This window comes from Pseudomonas sp. HP_12, assembly GCF_055283955.1.
Window position 1 is genome coordinate 171,528 of the sequence record NZ_JBTOQG010000003.1, and the last position, 13,766, is coordinate 185,293.

Annotated in this window: 9 protein-coding genes; 7 read left to right on the forward strand and 2 right to left on the reverse strand. The window is 63.3% G+C overall.

Going from position 1 to position 13,766, the window contains the following annotated elements; genetic code table 11:
• Positions 1 to 123: 123 nt before the first annotated feature.
• From ACYASU_RS04305 to ACYASU_RS04330, 6 genes are all read left to right on the forward strand, one after another.
• Positions 124 to 1,479, forward strand: a complete 1,356-nt coding sequence (locus tag ACYASU_RS04305) for a 3-oxoacyl-ACP reductase (protein ID WP_463582045.1) — start codon at positions 124 to 126, stop codon at positions 1,477 to 1,479.
• A gap of 88 nt (positions 1,480 to 1,567) precedes the next feature.
• Complete coding sequence (locus ACYASU_RS04310) at positions 1,568 to 2,425, forward strand: MaoC/PaaZ C-terminal domain-containing protein (RefSeq protein ID WP_463582046.1); 858 nt, start codon at positions 1,568 to 1,570, stop codon at positions 2,423 to 2,425.
• A gap of 247 nt (positions 2,426 to 2,672) precedes the next feature.
• A complete protein-coding gene (locus ACYASU_RS04315; RefSeq protein ID WP_192173421.1) occupies positions 2,673 to 2,978 on the forward strand; it encodes a MazG-like family protein in 306 nt (101 codons plus the stop codon).
• A complete protein-coding gene (locus tag ACYASU_RS04320) occupies positions 2,975 to 3,724 on the forward strand; it encodes a methyltransferase domain-containing protein (protein WP_463582047.1) in 750 nt (249 codons plus the stop codon). Before ACYASU_RS04315 ends, ACYASU_RS04320 begins: the two co-directional genes overlap by 4 nt.
• Positions 3,725 to 3,772: 48 nt before the next feature.
• A complete protein-coding gene (locus ACYASU_RS04325) occupies positions 3,773 to 4,402 on the forward strand; it encodes a DUF4136 domain-containing protein (RefSeq protein ID WP_463582048.1) in 630 nt (209 codons plus the stop codon).
• A 42-nt stretch (positions 4,403 to 4,444) separates the two neighbouring features.
• Complete coding sequence (locus ACYASU_RS04330; protein WP_463582049.1) at positions 4,445 to 5,011, forward strand: DUF4136 domain-containing protein; 567 nt, start codon at positions 4,445 to 4,447, stop codon at positions 5,009 to 5,011.
• A gap of 317 nt (positions 5,012 to 5,328) precedes the next feature.
• Here the strand turns inward: ACYASU_RS04330 and pbpC are convergent, their stop codons facing one another.
• Positions 5,329 to 7,641: a peptidoglycan glycosyltransferase PbpC gene (gene pbpC, locus ACYASU_RS04335; protein ID WP_463582050.1), complete on the reverse strand. Its 2,313-nt coding sequence runs from the start codon at positions 7,639 to 7,641 to the stop codon at positions 5,329 to 5,331.
• Between the two features lie 197 nt (positions 7,642 to 7,838).
• Between pbpC and ACYASU_RS04340 the strand changes: the two genes are divergently transcribed.
• Positions 7,839 to 8,132 carry a hypothetical protein gene (locus ACYASU_RS04340; protein ID WP_074890469.1) on the forward strand — a complete coding sequence of 98 codons (294 nt, stop codon included), beginning with the start codon at positions 7,839 to 7,841 and terminating at the stop codon, positions 8,130 to 8,132.
• A gap of 171 nt (positions 8,133 to 8,303) precedes the next feature.
• On the opposite strand, the gene ACYASU_RS04345 is transcribed toward ACYASU_RS04340, so the two are convergent.
• Positions 8,304 to 13,232 carry an alpha-2-macroglobulin family protein gene (locus ACYASU_RS04345; RefSeq protein WP_463582051.1) on the reverse strand — a complete coding sequence of 1,643 codons (4,929 nt, stop codon included), beginning with the start codon at positions 13,230 to 13,232 and terminating at the stop codon, positions 8,304 to 8,306.
• Positions 13,233 to 13,766 lie beyond the last annotated feature (534 nt).

The window sequence follows — 13,766 nt, forward strand, 5'->3', positions numbered from 1 at the left end:
CCCCCTGACGAAAAGCGATCGCGAGCACGCTCACTCCTACAGAGTTCGCCAACTGACAGCGTAGGACCTATTACCCACCGGTGCGGTCAACTGATTTGAACCCAGACTCAAGGAGCGTGTTCCATGGCATCCGATCGCTACATTGACTTCGTCAACTCCGACCTCGGCCGCAAGCTGGTCGGCGCCGTCGGTTTGCCAGCCCCCGCACGTCTGGAGCGCTGGCAGGCCGGGCGTCTGCGTCCGGTCGAAGGCGCGCTGTTGCTGAGCACAGGTCCGCTGGCCGAGCGGGTGAGCGCCTTTGCGCCGCGTCTGACTGATGTGCTGTTCAGTCATGGCGGCGAAGTCACAGGCGCCCACCCCTGGAATGCCGAGCAGAGCGCGAAGATCAAGGCTGTGGTGTTCGACGCCAGCACGCTGCTGCACACCTCTCAGCTGAGTCAGTTGCGCGACTTCTTCCAGCCGATCCTGCGTCATCTGGATAACAGCGCTCACGTCGTGATGCTTGTGCGCGCGCCGGAGGCTCAATCCGATCCGCTGGCCGCGAGCACGCAGCAAGCCATCGAAGGTTTCAGTCGCTCGCTGGCCAAGGAAATGCGCAACGGCGGCACGGTTCATCTGCTGCAAATAGAGGACGGCGCCGAAGATCAACTGGAAGGCGCGCTGCGGTTTTTCCTGTCGCCGAAGAGCGCGTTTATTTCCGGTCAAGTCATTCGCCTGAGTGCTTGCGATCAGCAGGTTCAGGACTGGACCCGCCCACTGGCCGGACGCAAAGCGCTGGTGACCGGCGCCGCCCGAGGCATCGGCGCGGCCATCGCGGAAACCCTCGCCCGTGATGGCGCCGAAGTCATTCTGTTGGACGTGCCCCAGGCCAAATCGGATCTGGATGCCTTGGCGGCGCGTCTGGGTGGACAGGCGCTGGTCCTGGACATCTGCGCACCGGACGCTGCCGCTCAGTTGATTGAACACCTCCCCGGCGGGCTCGATATCGTCGTGCACAACGCCGGCATCACCCGGGACAAAACGCTGGCCAATATGCCGGCGGACTTCTGGGACTCGGTGCTCGACGTCAATCTCAACGCGCCTCAGATCCTGACCCAGGCGCTGATCGACAGCGGCGCGCTGCACGAGAACGGCAGCGTGATTCTGCTGGCGTCGATCAGCGGGCTGGCGGGCAACCGCGGCCAGACCAACTACACCACCAGCAAGGCCGGCTTGATCGGTTATGCCCGGGCGATGGCGCCGACCCTCAAAGCGCGCGGCATCAGCATCAACGCCGTGGCGCCGGGCTTTATCGAAACGAGCATGACGGCGCACATGCCTTTTGCCCTGCGCGAAGCGGGCAGACGCATGAGTTCGCTGGGCCAGGGCGGCCAGCCGCAAGACGTGGCGGAAGCGGTGGCGTGGCTGGGTCAACCGGGTTCTGGCGCAATGAGCGGCCAGGTGCTGCGGGTGTGCGGCCAAAGCGTGCTCGGCGCCTGAGTCGGCATAAAGAAGACCACTGTTTGAATAGCCCGCGCCGTCGATCCGAGGCGTGCCTGATCTGCAGCATGACCACAGGAGTAGCTCGATGAGTGTGCACTGGCGGTATCTGGACACGCCCCCGGCCCTGCCCGGCCTGTTCATGCAAGCGGCGCTGCGGCGCAAGGTCAGCGGCACGCAACTGCCGGATCAGGGCCTGCGGTGCTGGATGTCGGTGGACCCGGACAAGGTGAAAGCGTTTGCCCATGTGTGCAGCTTCGTGCCCGGCAGTCTGCTGCCGCCGACCTATCCCCATGTGCTGGCCTTCCCGCTGCAGATGAAGCTGCTCACCGACAAGGACTTTCCCTTCCCGCTCCTCGGATTGGTCCACCTGCATAACCGGATCAGCATTCGTCGGCCCCTCGGGAGCGTGATCAAGGTTCAGGTCAGCGTGCGTGTCGGCCATCTCAAGCCCCACACCAAAGGCGCGACGTTCAGTCTGATCACCCAGATCGAGGACGCGCTGGGCCTGCTGTGGGAGGAAGAGAGCACGATGCTCTGCCGAGGTGTTCAGGTGGACGGCGAGATCGACGGCGATTACGAGCCGGCACCGCTGCCGATGACGGAACTGGCGACGTGGTCGGCGCCGTCGGACATTGGCCGTCAGTACGCCAAGGTCAGTGGTGATTACAACCCGATTCACCTGAGTGACAGCAGCGCCAGGCTGTTCGGCTTTCCCAAGGCGATCGCCCACGGGCTGTGGATAAAAAGCCGTGCGCTGGCGGCGCTTGAGGATCACCTGCCGGCGTCGAACGTGGAGATATCGGTGGAGTTTCACAAACCGCTGCGGCTGCCCAGCGGGGTGACGTTGTCTGCCAGCGCGGCGGGGTCACATGGGCAGTTCAAGCTGGAAGGGGCGGAAGGGATCGTGCATATGCTGGGGAGCTGGCGACCGGCGTCGGAGTGATGGCTGCGCCTATCGTGCGCCAGTAGTTTTGCGGTGTGACATCTGACGCCTTCCCGGATAAAGCCGGTCCAACTAACAGCGTGAGGCGTGTCATTAAAGTCGGGGGCGCAGGCAGTTTAGTGGGACCGGCTTCAGCCGGGAATGGCTTCACCACCGTACCCTACCGTAAACGTACAGCGCGACGCATTGCGCCCCCCTTGCGTCAATCGCCTATCCCCCTGAAGCTACGCACCTTCAGGAGACCCCCATGAACCTCGACGAACTCACCCAACGCCTGCATCGCATCCGCGATAACAACGACTGGCGGCAATTTCACAGCCCGAAAAACCTGGCCATGGCCGCCAGCGTCGAAATGGCCGAGCTGGTGGAGATCTTTCAGTGGAAGACCGAGGATCAGTCGCGTCAGCTGCCCGCTGATGAGCTGGCCCACGCCGGGCAGGAAGTCGGGGATATCGTGCTTTACCTGCTGCTGTTGTGCAGCGAACTCGGGCTGGACATGGATGAAGTGGTGCGCGCGAAACTGGCGGACGGCGAACGGCGGTTCAGCAAATGAGTGACCGTCATTTCGATCAACTGGCGACGCGCTTCGCTGAAAAAATCTACGGCGGCACGAAGGGCGCGATCCGGTTGGCGGTGCTACAAGCTGACCTCATCGAAAGCCTCCCCGATCGTCCGTTGCGCGTGCTGGACATCGGCGCCGGGCTTGGGCACATGTCGTTGTGGCTGGCCGAGCGCGGTCATGACGTCACCTTGGCCGAACCCGCCGCGCCCATGCTCGAAGGCGCCCGCCAGCGCTTTGCCGACGCGGGGCAGACGGCAAATTTCATTCAAGCGCCGTGGCAAGCACTGCCCGATATTCTGACCGAGCGTTACGACCTGGTGATCTGCCATGCCGTGCTGGAATGGCTGGAAGAGCCGTTCACGATTCTGCCGGCACTGCATCAGCTAACCAAGCCCGACGGCTGGCTGTCATTGGCCTTCTACAACCGCGACGCGCTGATTTACCGCAACCTGCTCAAGGGCCACTTCCGCAAAATGCGCAAGAACACCCTGGCCGGCGAAAAACAGAGCCTGACCCCGCAGGAGCCTGTTGATCCCCGCGAATTGGCAGCGCAACTTGGCTCCCTGTGGCGAGTCGAAACGCAAAGTGGCATTCGGGTTTTCCACGACTACATGCCGGTCGAGTTTCAGGCCAAGGCCGATCTTGCGGATCTCCTGGAAATGGAGCTCGCCCATCGTCGCCATCCGGCCTTCGCCGGACTGGGACGCTATCTGCACTGGATGTGCCGGGCTGTCTGACCCACGCTGGTTGATACACGCTGCTTAACACTCGTTGCGGAGACCCTCATGAAACGCCGTCTCGCTTTGCTATCCCTCTGCCTGGGCCTCGCCGCCTGCCAGAGCCCCAACCCTTATCGCGCTGTGTCGGCGGCCATTCCACCGGCGCCACCTCAGGCCGCCAATGCCATCGACATGAGCGCTTACCCTGCGGCGCCACGGGATTATGGCCGTTACCGCAATTGGGCCTGGCTCAACGGCCAGTTGCCACCGGGCACCCTCTGGGCTGACTCGGCTCAGCTGGCTGAAGCCGTCAGCAACGGGCTGGATCAACGGGGTTTGCGGCCTTCGCAGAACCCGCAGGCGGCGGACTTGCGCGTCGCGGCTGATGCCCACGCCGAAACCCGGATTCGTCAGGTGCGCGACGACTATTACGATCCGTACTACGGCGGTTCAGGTGTGGGCTATTACGGTGGTAATGGGTACCGCAACGGTTACGGCGGTTATGCCAGCGTACCGATTGTGCGCACCTATCAAGAGCAGGTGGTCGTGGTGCGCATCAGCCTGTTCGATGCCCGCAGCGGCCAGCCGGTGTGGAGCGCGAGTGCCGAAACCGCCAGCGGCGGCGATCAGTCAGAACGCGCCAAAGCCCTGCGCCAGGCCGTACAACAAGCCCTGACGGCTTACCCGCCGTCCTGATTTCGCGCCCCGTGGCGTTTTGTTTTCACGCTGGAGAAACCCATGTATCGCCGCATTGCTGTCCTCTGTGTCGCCCTGCTGCTCGGCGCCTGCCAGACCGATCGGGTCAACCGTGACTTCGACGCCCAGCGGGATTTCGGCGCTTACCGCTCCTGGGCGTGGAAAGAGCCCGGCTTGCAATATCAGCCTAACGATCCGCGCATCAAAAGTGATCTGACCGAGCAGCGCATCCGCCAGGCGGTCGGCGAGCAACTGGAGCAACGCGGCCTGCGCATGGCGGCGCCCGGCGTGAAAGCGGATGTTCAACTGCAGGCATGGCTGATCGTCGAGAACCGCCAACAGACGGTGACTACCAACTATGGCGGTAGCGGTTATTGGGGCAATCCATGGGGCGGCTACTGGGGCGGCCCGATCGGCACCGAGACGCGCAACATCGATTACAAAGTCTCGACGCTGCAGATCGACATGCTCGACGGCAAGGACGGCAAGCTGGTCTGGCGTGGCAGCACCGAGCAGACGGTCAGCGAAGGCAACGCCAACCCTGCTGCGCGCGAGCAGGCCCTGCGCCAGACCGTGCAGCAAATTCTGCAGCAATATCCGCCGCATTGAGGGGTCGGTCCATTCGCGAGCAAGCTCGCTCCCACGGTCCGCGCTTCAGCAGATCCATCTGCAGTGTTTCCTGACACTGCACTTACTCGCAGTAGACGCATCCCCTGTGGGAGTGAGCTTGCTCACGAAGACGGCAGATTAGCCGCTGGATATTTAGCGGCTGTCCTGGCCCATTCGCGAGCAAGCTCGCTCCCACAATCCGTGTTTGAACAGACACATCTGCGGCGTCCTCTGACACCGCGCTATCTCGCAGCCGACACATCGCATGTGGGCGTGGGCTTGCTCACGAAGACGGAAATTGAGTCTAGGGCATTGCCTCACTCCACCACACTGAATTCCACCCGGGCGGTCTGCCCGCTTTCATCCAGCACGCTCAGTTGGTACCGCCCCAGGCGCGTGAAGGTGTGGGTGTAACTGTCCTGACTGGCGGTGTCGCCCACCGGCGTGCCGTCGATGAACCACCAGCGCCGGCCACTTCCGCCCAGCGCCGACAGCGTGAGCCGCAACAGTTGCTGACTGCCGGCCGGCAAGCGCAATTGATCGCCCTCTCGCACCCCCACCACGGACAAAGGCGGCGCCAGGCTCAATCCCTGGGGCGGGCATGTCGGGTCGATGTCCGGCAAACGCGCCTCGCGCCGCTCGGTTTTCGGCAGCCAAGGCTCAAGCGGCGCCGGCCAGAGGGCGATGTCTTTTGGTTGAGCCTGTGGACAACTTGCCGCGACACGCAGGCCCTTGTCGTTCAGCCAGACTTTTTCCGTGAGCCCCAATCCCAGCGGCTGATCGGTCGCCTGCAATGTCGGCGGCGTCGTGCCGTCGAGGGTCCAGGCGAAACGCTGACGGCGGCAGTTCGGATCACTCTTGCTCATTGGCTGCCCCAGCGGCCAGCAGATCGCCGCGACGCCAACGTTGAGCGGCACCGGCGACACGGGCGGCAGGATGTTGCGCTGGGCGTCGCGGTTCACCAACAGGTCGTGAACCTGCAGCATCAGCGGCGCTGCCGACGCCAGACCGAACTGCCCCGGCACCGGCGTCCCGTCGGGCCTGCCGATCCACACGCCAATCAAAAACCTCGGTCCCACGCCAATAGACCATGCATCCCGAAAGCCATAACTGGTGCCGGTTTTCCAAGCCAGTTGCGGCCGCTGCACAAGCTCGGCATGGGGGTCGAGGTCCGGCCGTGACTGACCGCTAAGAATGCGCCGAACGATCCACGCCGCACCCGGCGACATCATCGGTCGGTCACGCAGACGATCATCGGGCTGCAAGCGAATGTCCGCGCTGCGCCCGCCCCGCGCAAACGCGCTGTAGCCGCCCACCAGATCCTCCAGTCGGCTGCCCGCGCCGCCGAGAATTAACGCCAGATTGGGCTCGGCCAGGGGCGGCAGTGTCAGCGCCACACCGCCGTTGCGCAATTCCGCCGCGAAGCGCTTGGGTCCGTAGGCTTCAAGCAGTTGCACGGCCGGCAGATTAAGCGACATCGACAGCGCCGAACTCGCCGCCACCGCACCATTGAACCCCGACGAGAAATTGCCGGGACGATAGTCGCCGTAGCGCCGGGGCACGTCCTGCAGCAACGATTCGGAATGGATGAGCCCGGCGTCGATGGCCTTGCCGTAGAGAAAGGGTTTGAGCGTCGAGCCGGGGGAACGCAGCGCGCTGACCATGTCCACATGACCAAAACGTTTGGCGTCGCCGATGTCCACCGAGCCAACGTACGCGCGGACGGCCATGTTCTGCGCTTCCACTACCAGAATCGCGGCGGACGTGCGTTCGGGCAAGCGTGCGCGCCAGCCCAGCAGCAGGTCTTCGAGACGACGCTGCAGGCCGGCGTCCAGGGTGGTGCGGATCAGGGGCGGGCTGATCGGGCGGTTCAGGCGCCGGGCCAGCAAAGGCGCCAGGCTCGGTTCCTGACGGGGCGCAAGCAGCAGCGGCTCTTCCAGCGCTTCGTCGACCGCGCCCTGCGGCCATGTGCCGAACTCGGCCAGACGCCGCAGCACTTTGTCCCGCGCGGCCTGGGCCCGTTGGGCGTGGCGATCCGGCCGCAGACGACTCGGCGCCTGGGGCAATACCGCCAACAGCGCCGCGTCGGCACGGGTCAGTTGTTGCGGGGACTTGCCGAGATACGCCCAACTGGCAGCGGCGACGCCCTGCAACGTGCCGCCAAACGGCGCGCGATTCAGGTACAGCACCAGAATGTCCTGTTTGGACAGGTGCCATTCCAGCTGCGCGGTGCGCCACAGTTGACGAAGCTTGCCCGCCAGGGTGCGCGAATGGGGGTCGAGCAAACGCGCCACCTGCATCGACAGCGTGCTGCCCCCGGACACCACATGGCCGCCGCTGAGGTTTTGCCAGGCAGCGCGCGCCAGCGCCATGGGGTTCACGCCGGGATGTTGATAGAACCAACGGTCCTCGTAGGTCAGCAGCGCTTCGAGGTAATAGGGCGACACCTGATCGACCGTCACCGGGTAGCGCCAGACGCCATTGGCATCGGCGAATCGCCACAGCGGCGTGCCGTCTTCGGCGAGCACCACGCGGGCCAGATCATCCTTGGGCAAGGGCAGCGGCCAGATCCGGTCGGCGAGCCAGAGCAGCAGGCACACGATGAGCAGGCTGCCAATGAGCCAGGCCAAAACGCGAGTACACCGTCGTCCCATTCGCGAGCACGCTCGCTCCCACAATGGACATGTGAATCCCGGGCGGTTCCTTCGCGGCAATAATCGCGTGATCTTCACAGAAAGCCTTTACCCGACAGGGAACTCGCCCGGACAATCAGCAGCCAAAGCGGGCAGTGCCGTTTTTGGTCCACGTCCCTCATCAGGAAGCAGATATGCAGGTAGAAAGCGTTTTCGAATGGCTCGGCCAAGTGATTGGCGCCGTGATCCGCTTCGTCGTCGACGGCTTAAGCTGGTTGTTCAACATGTTCACTCACGCGGGCGGCAATTTCGTTGACGGCCTGTCGCGCACGCTGGGCATGGACACTTCAATCGTCAGCATCGTGGCCCTGATCGTCGGGCTGATGCTGCTGTATTCAGCGATCCGCGCCTTCATGCGCGCCTCGATCATCATGGGGATCATCTGGCTGTTTCTGGGGTTGTGGCTGTTGAGCTGGATTATTCATTGATACGTCAGGAACCGGGGACAGATTAATTTACGGTGGAGCGTTGTAAATAAATCAGTCCCCTAGCGTCTTCCGCGTGGGAATGCAGCCCAAGACGCTCCGCGTCCCCTGACGCAGAGCGTCGACCGAGGTGCTACCGCGCAGAGCGTGGGAGCAACCAGCGTCACCCCTCTTCTACTTCTTGCCCTTCACCACCAACTGCGCTGGCGCTTCGCCCAGTGCCTGCCAGTTCGGCCGGTACATCGACTCCACTTGCGGCGGCGGCACGCGGTACACGCCCGGCGTCACAGCACGCGCCAGATACAGCAGGTGCACCGTGTTGAAGCCCTCCAGATCCACCGCAGCCACATAACGATCGCCACGGAATTCCTGATGCTTCACGCCAGCGTTTTCCATCGATTCGCGCCACTGCTTCACCGACTCACTGGCGTCTTCCAGACTGGCCGAACTCTGCGCCAGATTCTGGTTTTCGATCTCCAGACCTGCGGGCAGCAGATCCACTACCAGCGCATCCGGCACGCGCTCCTTAGCCTTGATCTCAAGGTGTACCAAGACCAGTTCACCGCTCTTCAAGGCATTGAGATTCAGCGCCTCGCCGTCCATGCCCAAGTAGTCGCGACTGATAGACAGATTCTCGCCCCCGGCCGCAGGCGGCTGCGACGGATAACCGGAAATCGTCATCTGCTGGTACAGCGTGTCGCCACCGGTGTTCTGCACCGTCAACGGCGCGGCCAGCACTGAGCTGTCGAGTTTGACGCCCGGCTGATCGTTGCTCAGTTCGCGATTGTTGCTGCCGCTGGTCAAGGTCGCCGCCCATTTGCCTTCCGGCTTGCCAAGCAGATCGCGACCGGCGAGGAACAGCGAGTTGCGCTCCTGGGTCGACAGATAGCGGTTCGCTGCGACCTGATCGGACAGCGCAAACAGCCGCTCCTCGACCTTGTCCGGCGCCAGTTTGTTTTCTTCCAGCAACGACAGAATCAACGCCTGATCACGCAACGGGCTGCCGTAATCGGCGAGCCAGTCGTTGGCCTTGCGACCGGCCGCGAGCCCGGCAAGCAAAGCCTGATCGGCGCGGGGTTTGTCGCCCATTTTTTCCAGCGCGATGGACAGCTGCACCAGCGGCAGGCCCGATCGCGCATCGCTGCGACGCTCGAACAGACTGCGCAACGCACCCAGCGGTGCCTGCTGACTGCGCGACAGCACCAGACCAGCGTAGGCCTGCACAGCGAAACGGGTGTGGTCGGCGTTTTCGCTGTAATTGACCTCGATCTGATTGCGCTCCTGCAAGTAACGCAGCAGGCGCTCGTTGGCCTTCTTCAGCGCATCCGGCGGCACGGCATAGCCTTGGTCGCGGGCGCGCAGCAGGAAGTCGGTGACGTATGCGGTCAGCCAGTATTCCTCCTCACCGTCCGCCGCCCAGAGGCCGAAGCTGCCGTTGTAGCGCTGCATGCCGATCAGTCGCTCGATGCCCAGCTCGATCTTGCGCTTGCGGTCGGCAGCGGACTCGCCTTGCAGGCCCAGACGCTTGAGCGTCGGGGCGTCGGCATAAAGCGACGGGTACAAGCCGCTGGTGGTCTGCTCCAGGCAACCGTAGGGATAGGCTTTCAGCGCGCGGATCTGTTCGCCGAGGTTCAGCGGCGCACGGCTCGACACCGACAGCAGCGCCTCGCGTCCCGCTGGCTCGAACGCCTCAAGGGCGCCGTCCGGCAGGCTCCATGCCTGATCCTTGAGCACCGCGCGGTATTGCTTGAGCATCGCCGGGTACGCAGGGCGCACGCCGATGGTCCATTCGCGGCTGAAGGCTGGCAGGTTCTCGCCCGGCAGGTCCAGACCGTTGACCGTGACCCGAATGACGCCCTGACCGAAACCGCCCAGCGCCTTGACCGGAATCTGCAGCGTGGTGCGTTGCCCCTGATTCAGGCTGATGGCTTTGGCGCCGTCACCTTCAGCCAGACTCAACTGCCCTTCAGCCACGACTTGCACGTTGAGCTTCTGCGCCTTGCCGGACAGGTTCGACAGGTCCAGCGCCACCTTGGTCTGGTCGCCGCCCGCCAGGAATCGAGGTGCCGACAGCTCGGCGATCAGCGGCGCCGCCACCACGGTTTTGGCTTCGGCCATGCCATAGCGCTCGTCGGTCCAGGCCTGGGCCATGATCCGCAGCTCACCGTTGAAATCCGGGATGTCGACGCTGACTTCCGCATCGCCCTGCTCGTTCAGGGTCACCGGCGCGCTTTGCAGAGCGACGATGGTGACGCTGGTTTCCGGGCGCTTGCCGCCTTTGGCCAGCGCCGCGTCACCGCCGAAGGCCAGGCTGGCGAGACGATTACGTCCTGCTTCAATCAACTGGCCATAGATGTCCAGCTGATCGGCGCCGTATTCCTTGCGCCCGAACATCGCCGCGAACGGATCCGGCGTGGCGTATTCGGTGATGTTGAGAATGCCTACGTCCACCGCAGCAACCAGCACATGCACGCTCTTCGGGATCGTGCCGTCGGCGTTCTTCGCATTGACCTTCAGTTTGAGCGGCTGCTTGGGCCGCATCTTCTCGGGCGCCGTGACGGTCAGCGCCAGCTTGCGCTGCGAGCGGTCCAGCGGAAGGTGCAGGACGCCCACGGCGCGTTTCGGCGTGACATTGGCTTTGCGTTCACCCGGACGAATCACCAGCGCGCTGACGTAGAGGTCATGCCGCGCCCATTTCTTGTCCATCGGGATGTCGTAGGTTTTGCCTTCGGCCGGCACGTCGATCTCTTGCCACCACAGCGGCCCTTCGCTCGACTCCACCAACAGATAGCCCTTGCCCGCCGACGGCGGCGTGACGGTGACTTTTGCGGTGTCGCCGTCGGCATAGGCCGGTTTGTCCAGCGCCAGCTTGACCTGATCGGGACGCACGGCGCCGCCTTCGACATTGTCCTGCCAGCGATAACCAGCCCAGAAACGCACGCTGCTGATCAGGCCCGTGGCCGGATCCTCGACTTCGACGCGGTAAGGGCCCCACTCCACCGGGAAGCTGATTTTCGCCGTCGAGTCCTTCTTCACGCTGAGGGTTTCTTCGGAGAGGTTGAGAAACTTCTCGTTGAAGTGATAGCTCCAGCCATCGCTGTCGGAGTAGTTCCAGTAGTAATCGCGGCGCTCGCGGACCAGCCGCACCTTGAGGTTGTCGGCGGCCAGCTTGTGGCCCTGGGCGTCGGCCATCAGCACTTCGAACTCAACCGGGCCGTCGCCTTCGGTGGCTTCGCCGTCGAACAAACCGCGCAGGCCCGGCATGGCATCGGCGGGCCAGACCGGCTGGGTCAGACGCCGCGTGATCGGACGCCCGCCCGACTCCTGCAAACTGGCTTGCAGCACCAGCTCAAGCGGTGAACGGGCCTTGGCCCATTGGCTGTCGATGCTCAGGTCCAGCTTGCCGTCGGCATCCAGCGTGCTGTCTTCGATTTCCAGGTCCTGCTTGAGGTCTTCCTCGGTCACCGAACCAAACTGATAACCCGGCAGACCGGGCACGGCTTCCCGCAGCGGACGCACATAGAGCTGACCGTTCAGGCGATTGCCCGACGCGGGTGCGCCGTAGAGGTAACGACCGGTAATCGCCACATCGAACGGCGAATCGGGCGCCAGCGGGGTGTCGCTGCCCTTGAGCTCCAGGGTCATGCGTTCTGGCAGGAAGTCTTCGACCTGGAATTCATACAGCTGCGGCTTGCCGTCACCCAGATCAAACACCAGTTGCCAGCGGCCCGTCGGCGCTTCTTCCGACAGCTGCAATTGATATTGATACAGCCCGGTGGCGTCAGCGTCCCACACGAACTTGCGACTGACCTGCTCATCCGGTCGGCGCACTTCCACGGTGATCGGCTGAGGCTTCACGCTCTTGCCGTCGCTGTCACGCAGCAAACCGTTGAGCAGCACCACTTCGCCCGGGCGATAGAGATCGCGCGGGCCGAAAATAAAGAATTGCAGCGGGTGGGCCTTAGGGCCGGTGATGTCGAATTCGGCCAGATCCAGCGCGGCGCTGTTCAGGCGCAGCATGCTAGTTTGCTCGCCTTGATGGGCCAGCAGCACTTCAGCCTTGGCCGGCAATGGCAGCTCGGCGTGGCCGGCGTTGTCGGTCTTGACCTGGCCGATCACACGGCCCTTCTCGTCATACAGCTCGACGTCCACGCCGCTCAGGGCTTTGCCGCCTTCCAGCGCCTGAGTGAACACGTCCAGACGATTGGCGTAACGGTGCGCCGACAAGCCGATGTCGCTGAGGGTGAACAACGTGGCAGGTTGGGTGTAGTTGTAGGTCCCGGAGGCGCGCATCACGGCCAGATAAACGCCCGGCTGTTGCAGCGGTTTGAGGCCCGAGATCGGCAGCAGCACGGTCTCGCGGGTGTTGCGCGCAGGGTTCAGGTCGAAACGGCCGCTGTAGACCAGATCGGCCAAGGGCAGCAGTTCTTTGGATTGGTAGCTCTCAAGACTGGACGAGCCTTCCCATGAGCCAAGAAACGCAGGCAGTGACTCAGGCTTGATGCGGAAGAATTCGACGTCGACTTTATCGACGTTGAGGGCGATTACCGGCAGGCCTTCAGCGAGCCGGGTGGGCAGCAGGCTGCCGCGACTGGCGAAGCCCACGGTCGCCTGGAGATCGGAGGTTTCCAGCCGTGCGGAATACTCTGCCGCCAGAGTATTGTTGTTCACCGCCACCAGACCCGGATCGATGGTCAGCACCAGCTTGCGCTTGGGCTCGAGGTGACGCAGGCGCAGCTCCATGAGGTTGTCCGACAGCTCCCAGGCGCCATCGACCTTGCCGTCCTTGCTGTCGACGAGGTGCACTTTTTCAGCGAATTTCTGATCGGGGTTCAACGGCACCGAAAAGCTCAACGACAGCGTGCTGGCGCCATCAAGCTGAACTTCGGAGACGTCCACCACCGTCAACTCGCGTCCGGCGTAGCGCTTGCTCAGCGCAGGAATGTCTACTGCAGGCTTGGGCTTCGCGGACTCGGCGGCGCTTGATGAAGCCGCAGCAACCGGAGGGGTGGCCGCCGCTGAAGCGGGCTTATCGGAGGTGGAGGAATCGCAGGCACTGAGCAGTACCAGCGCGCAGGCCAGGAACAATCCTTTGTTTAGCATGAGGCACTCATTTGGACGGCGGCGATGAGGGAGCAGAAGTTATAGCACCGCTTTGGCAATCGTAAAGCGCGGCGCGCAGATAGACCGTGGGTTTGTGCGTTTGTTCTCAAGGGGGAAACGCAGCCATGGTTCCTACCCTTGCGGGGGTCGACTTGATTTCTCGGCCATGCTCGGGGACTGGTGGGAGTGAGCTTGGTCGACTCGGAATCCAGCCCACTCCGCTGAACCGGTGGGAGCGAGCTTGCTCGCGAAGGCATTTTCACTCCCAATGAAGGTGCGGCGGATGTGCCGACGCTTTCGTGAGCAAGCTCACTCCCACATGATCGAGGGCAACTCGGAATCCAGGCAGTGCCGCTAAAAGATGTGAGTGAGCTTGCTGGACCCAGAATCCAGGCCACTCCGCTGAACCGGTGGGAGCGAGCTTGCTCGCGAAGGCATTTTCACTCCCGATGAAGGTGCGGCGGATGTGCCGACGCTTTCGTGAGCAAGCTCACTCCCACACTATCGGGTTTCGGCTCGAGTTCTCAATCACGC

Bases quoted from the DNA above. Each gene is read 5' to 3' on its own strand.
- ACYASU_RS04305 (WP_463582045.1), top strand. From the start codon at position 124: ATGGCATCCGATCGCTACATTGACTTCGTCAACTCCGACCTCGGCCGC.
- ACYASU_RS04310 (WP_463582046.1), top strand. From the start codon at position 1,568: ATGAGTGTGCACTGGCGGTATCTGGACACGCCCCCGGCCCTGCCCGGC.
- ACYASU_RS04315 (WP_192173421.1), top strand. From the start codon at position 2,673: ATGAACCTCGACGAACTCACCCAACGCCTGCATCGCATCCGCGATAAC.
- ACYASU_RS04320 (WP_463582047.1), top strand. From the start codon at position 2,975: ATGAGTGACCGTCATTTCGATCAACTGGCGACGCGCTTCGCTGAAAAA.
- ACYASU_RS04325 (WP_463582048.1), top strand. From the start codon at position 3,773: ATGAAACGCCGTCTCGCTTTGCTATCCCTCTGCCTGGGCCTCGCCGCC.
- ACYASU_RS04330 (WP_463582049.1), top strand. From the start codon at position 4,445: ATGTATCGCCGCATTGCTGTCCTCTGTGTCGCCCTGCTGCTCGGCGCC.
- ACYASU_RS04340 (WP_074890469.1), top strand. From the start codon at position 7,839: ATGCAGGTAGAAAGCGTTTTCGAATGGCTCGGCCAAGTGATTGGCGCC.
- ACYASU_RS04345 (WP_463582051.1), bottom strand. From the start codon at position 13,232: ATGCTAAACAAAGGATTGTTCCTGGCCTGCGCGCTGGTACTGCTCAGT.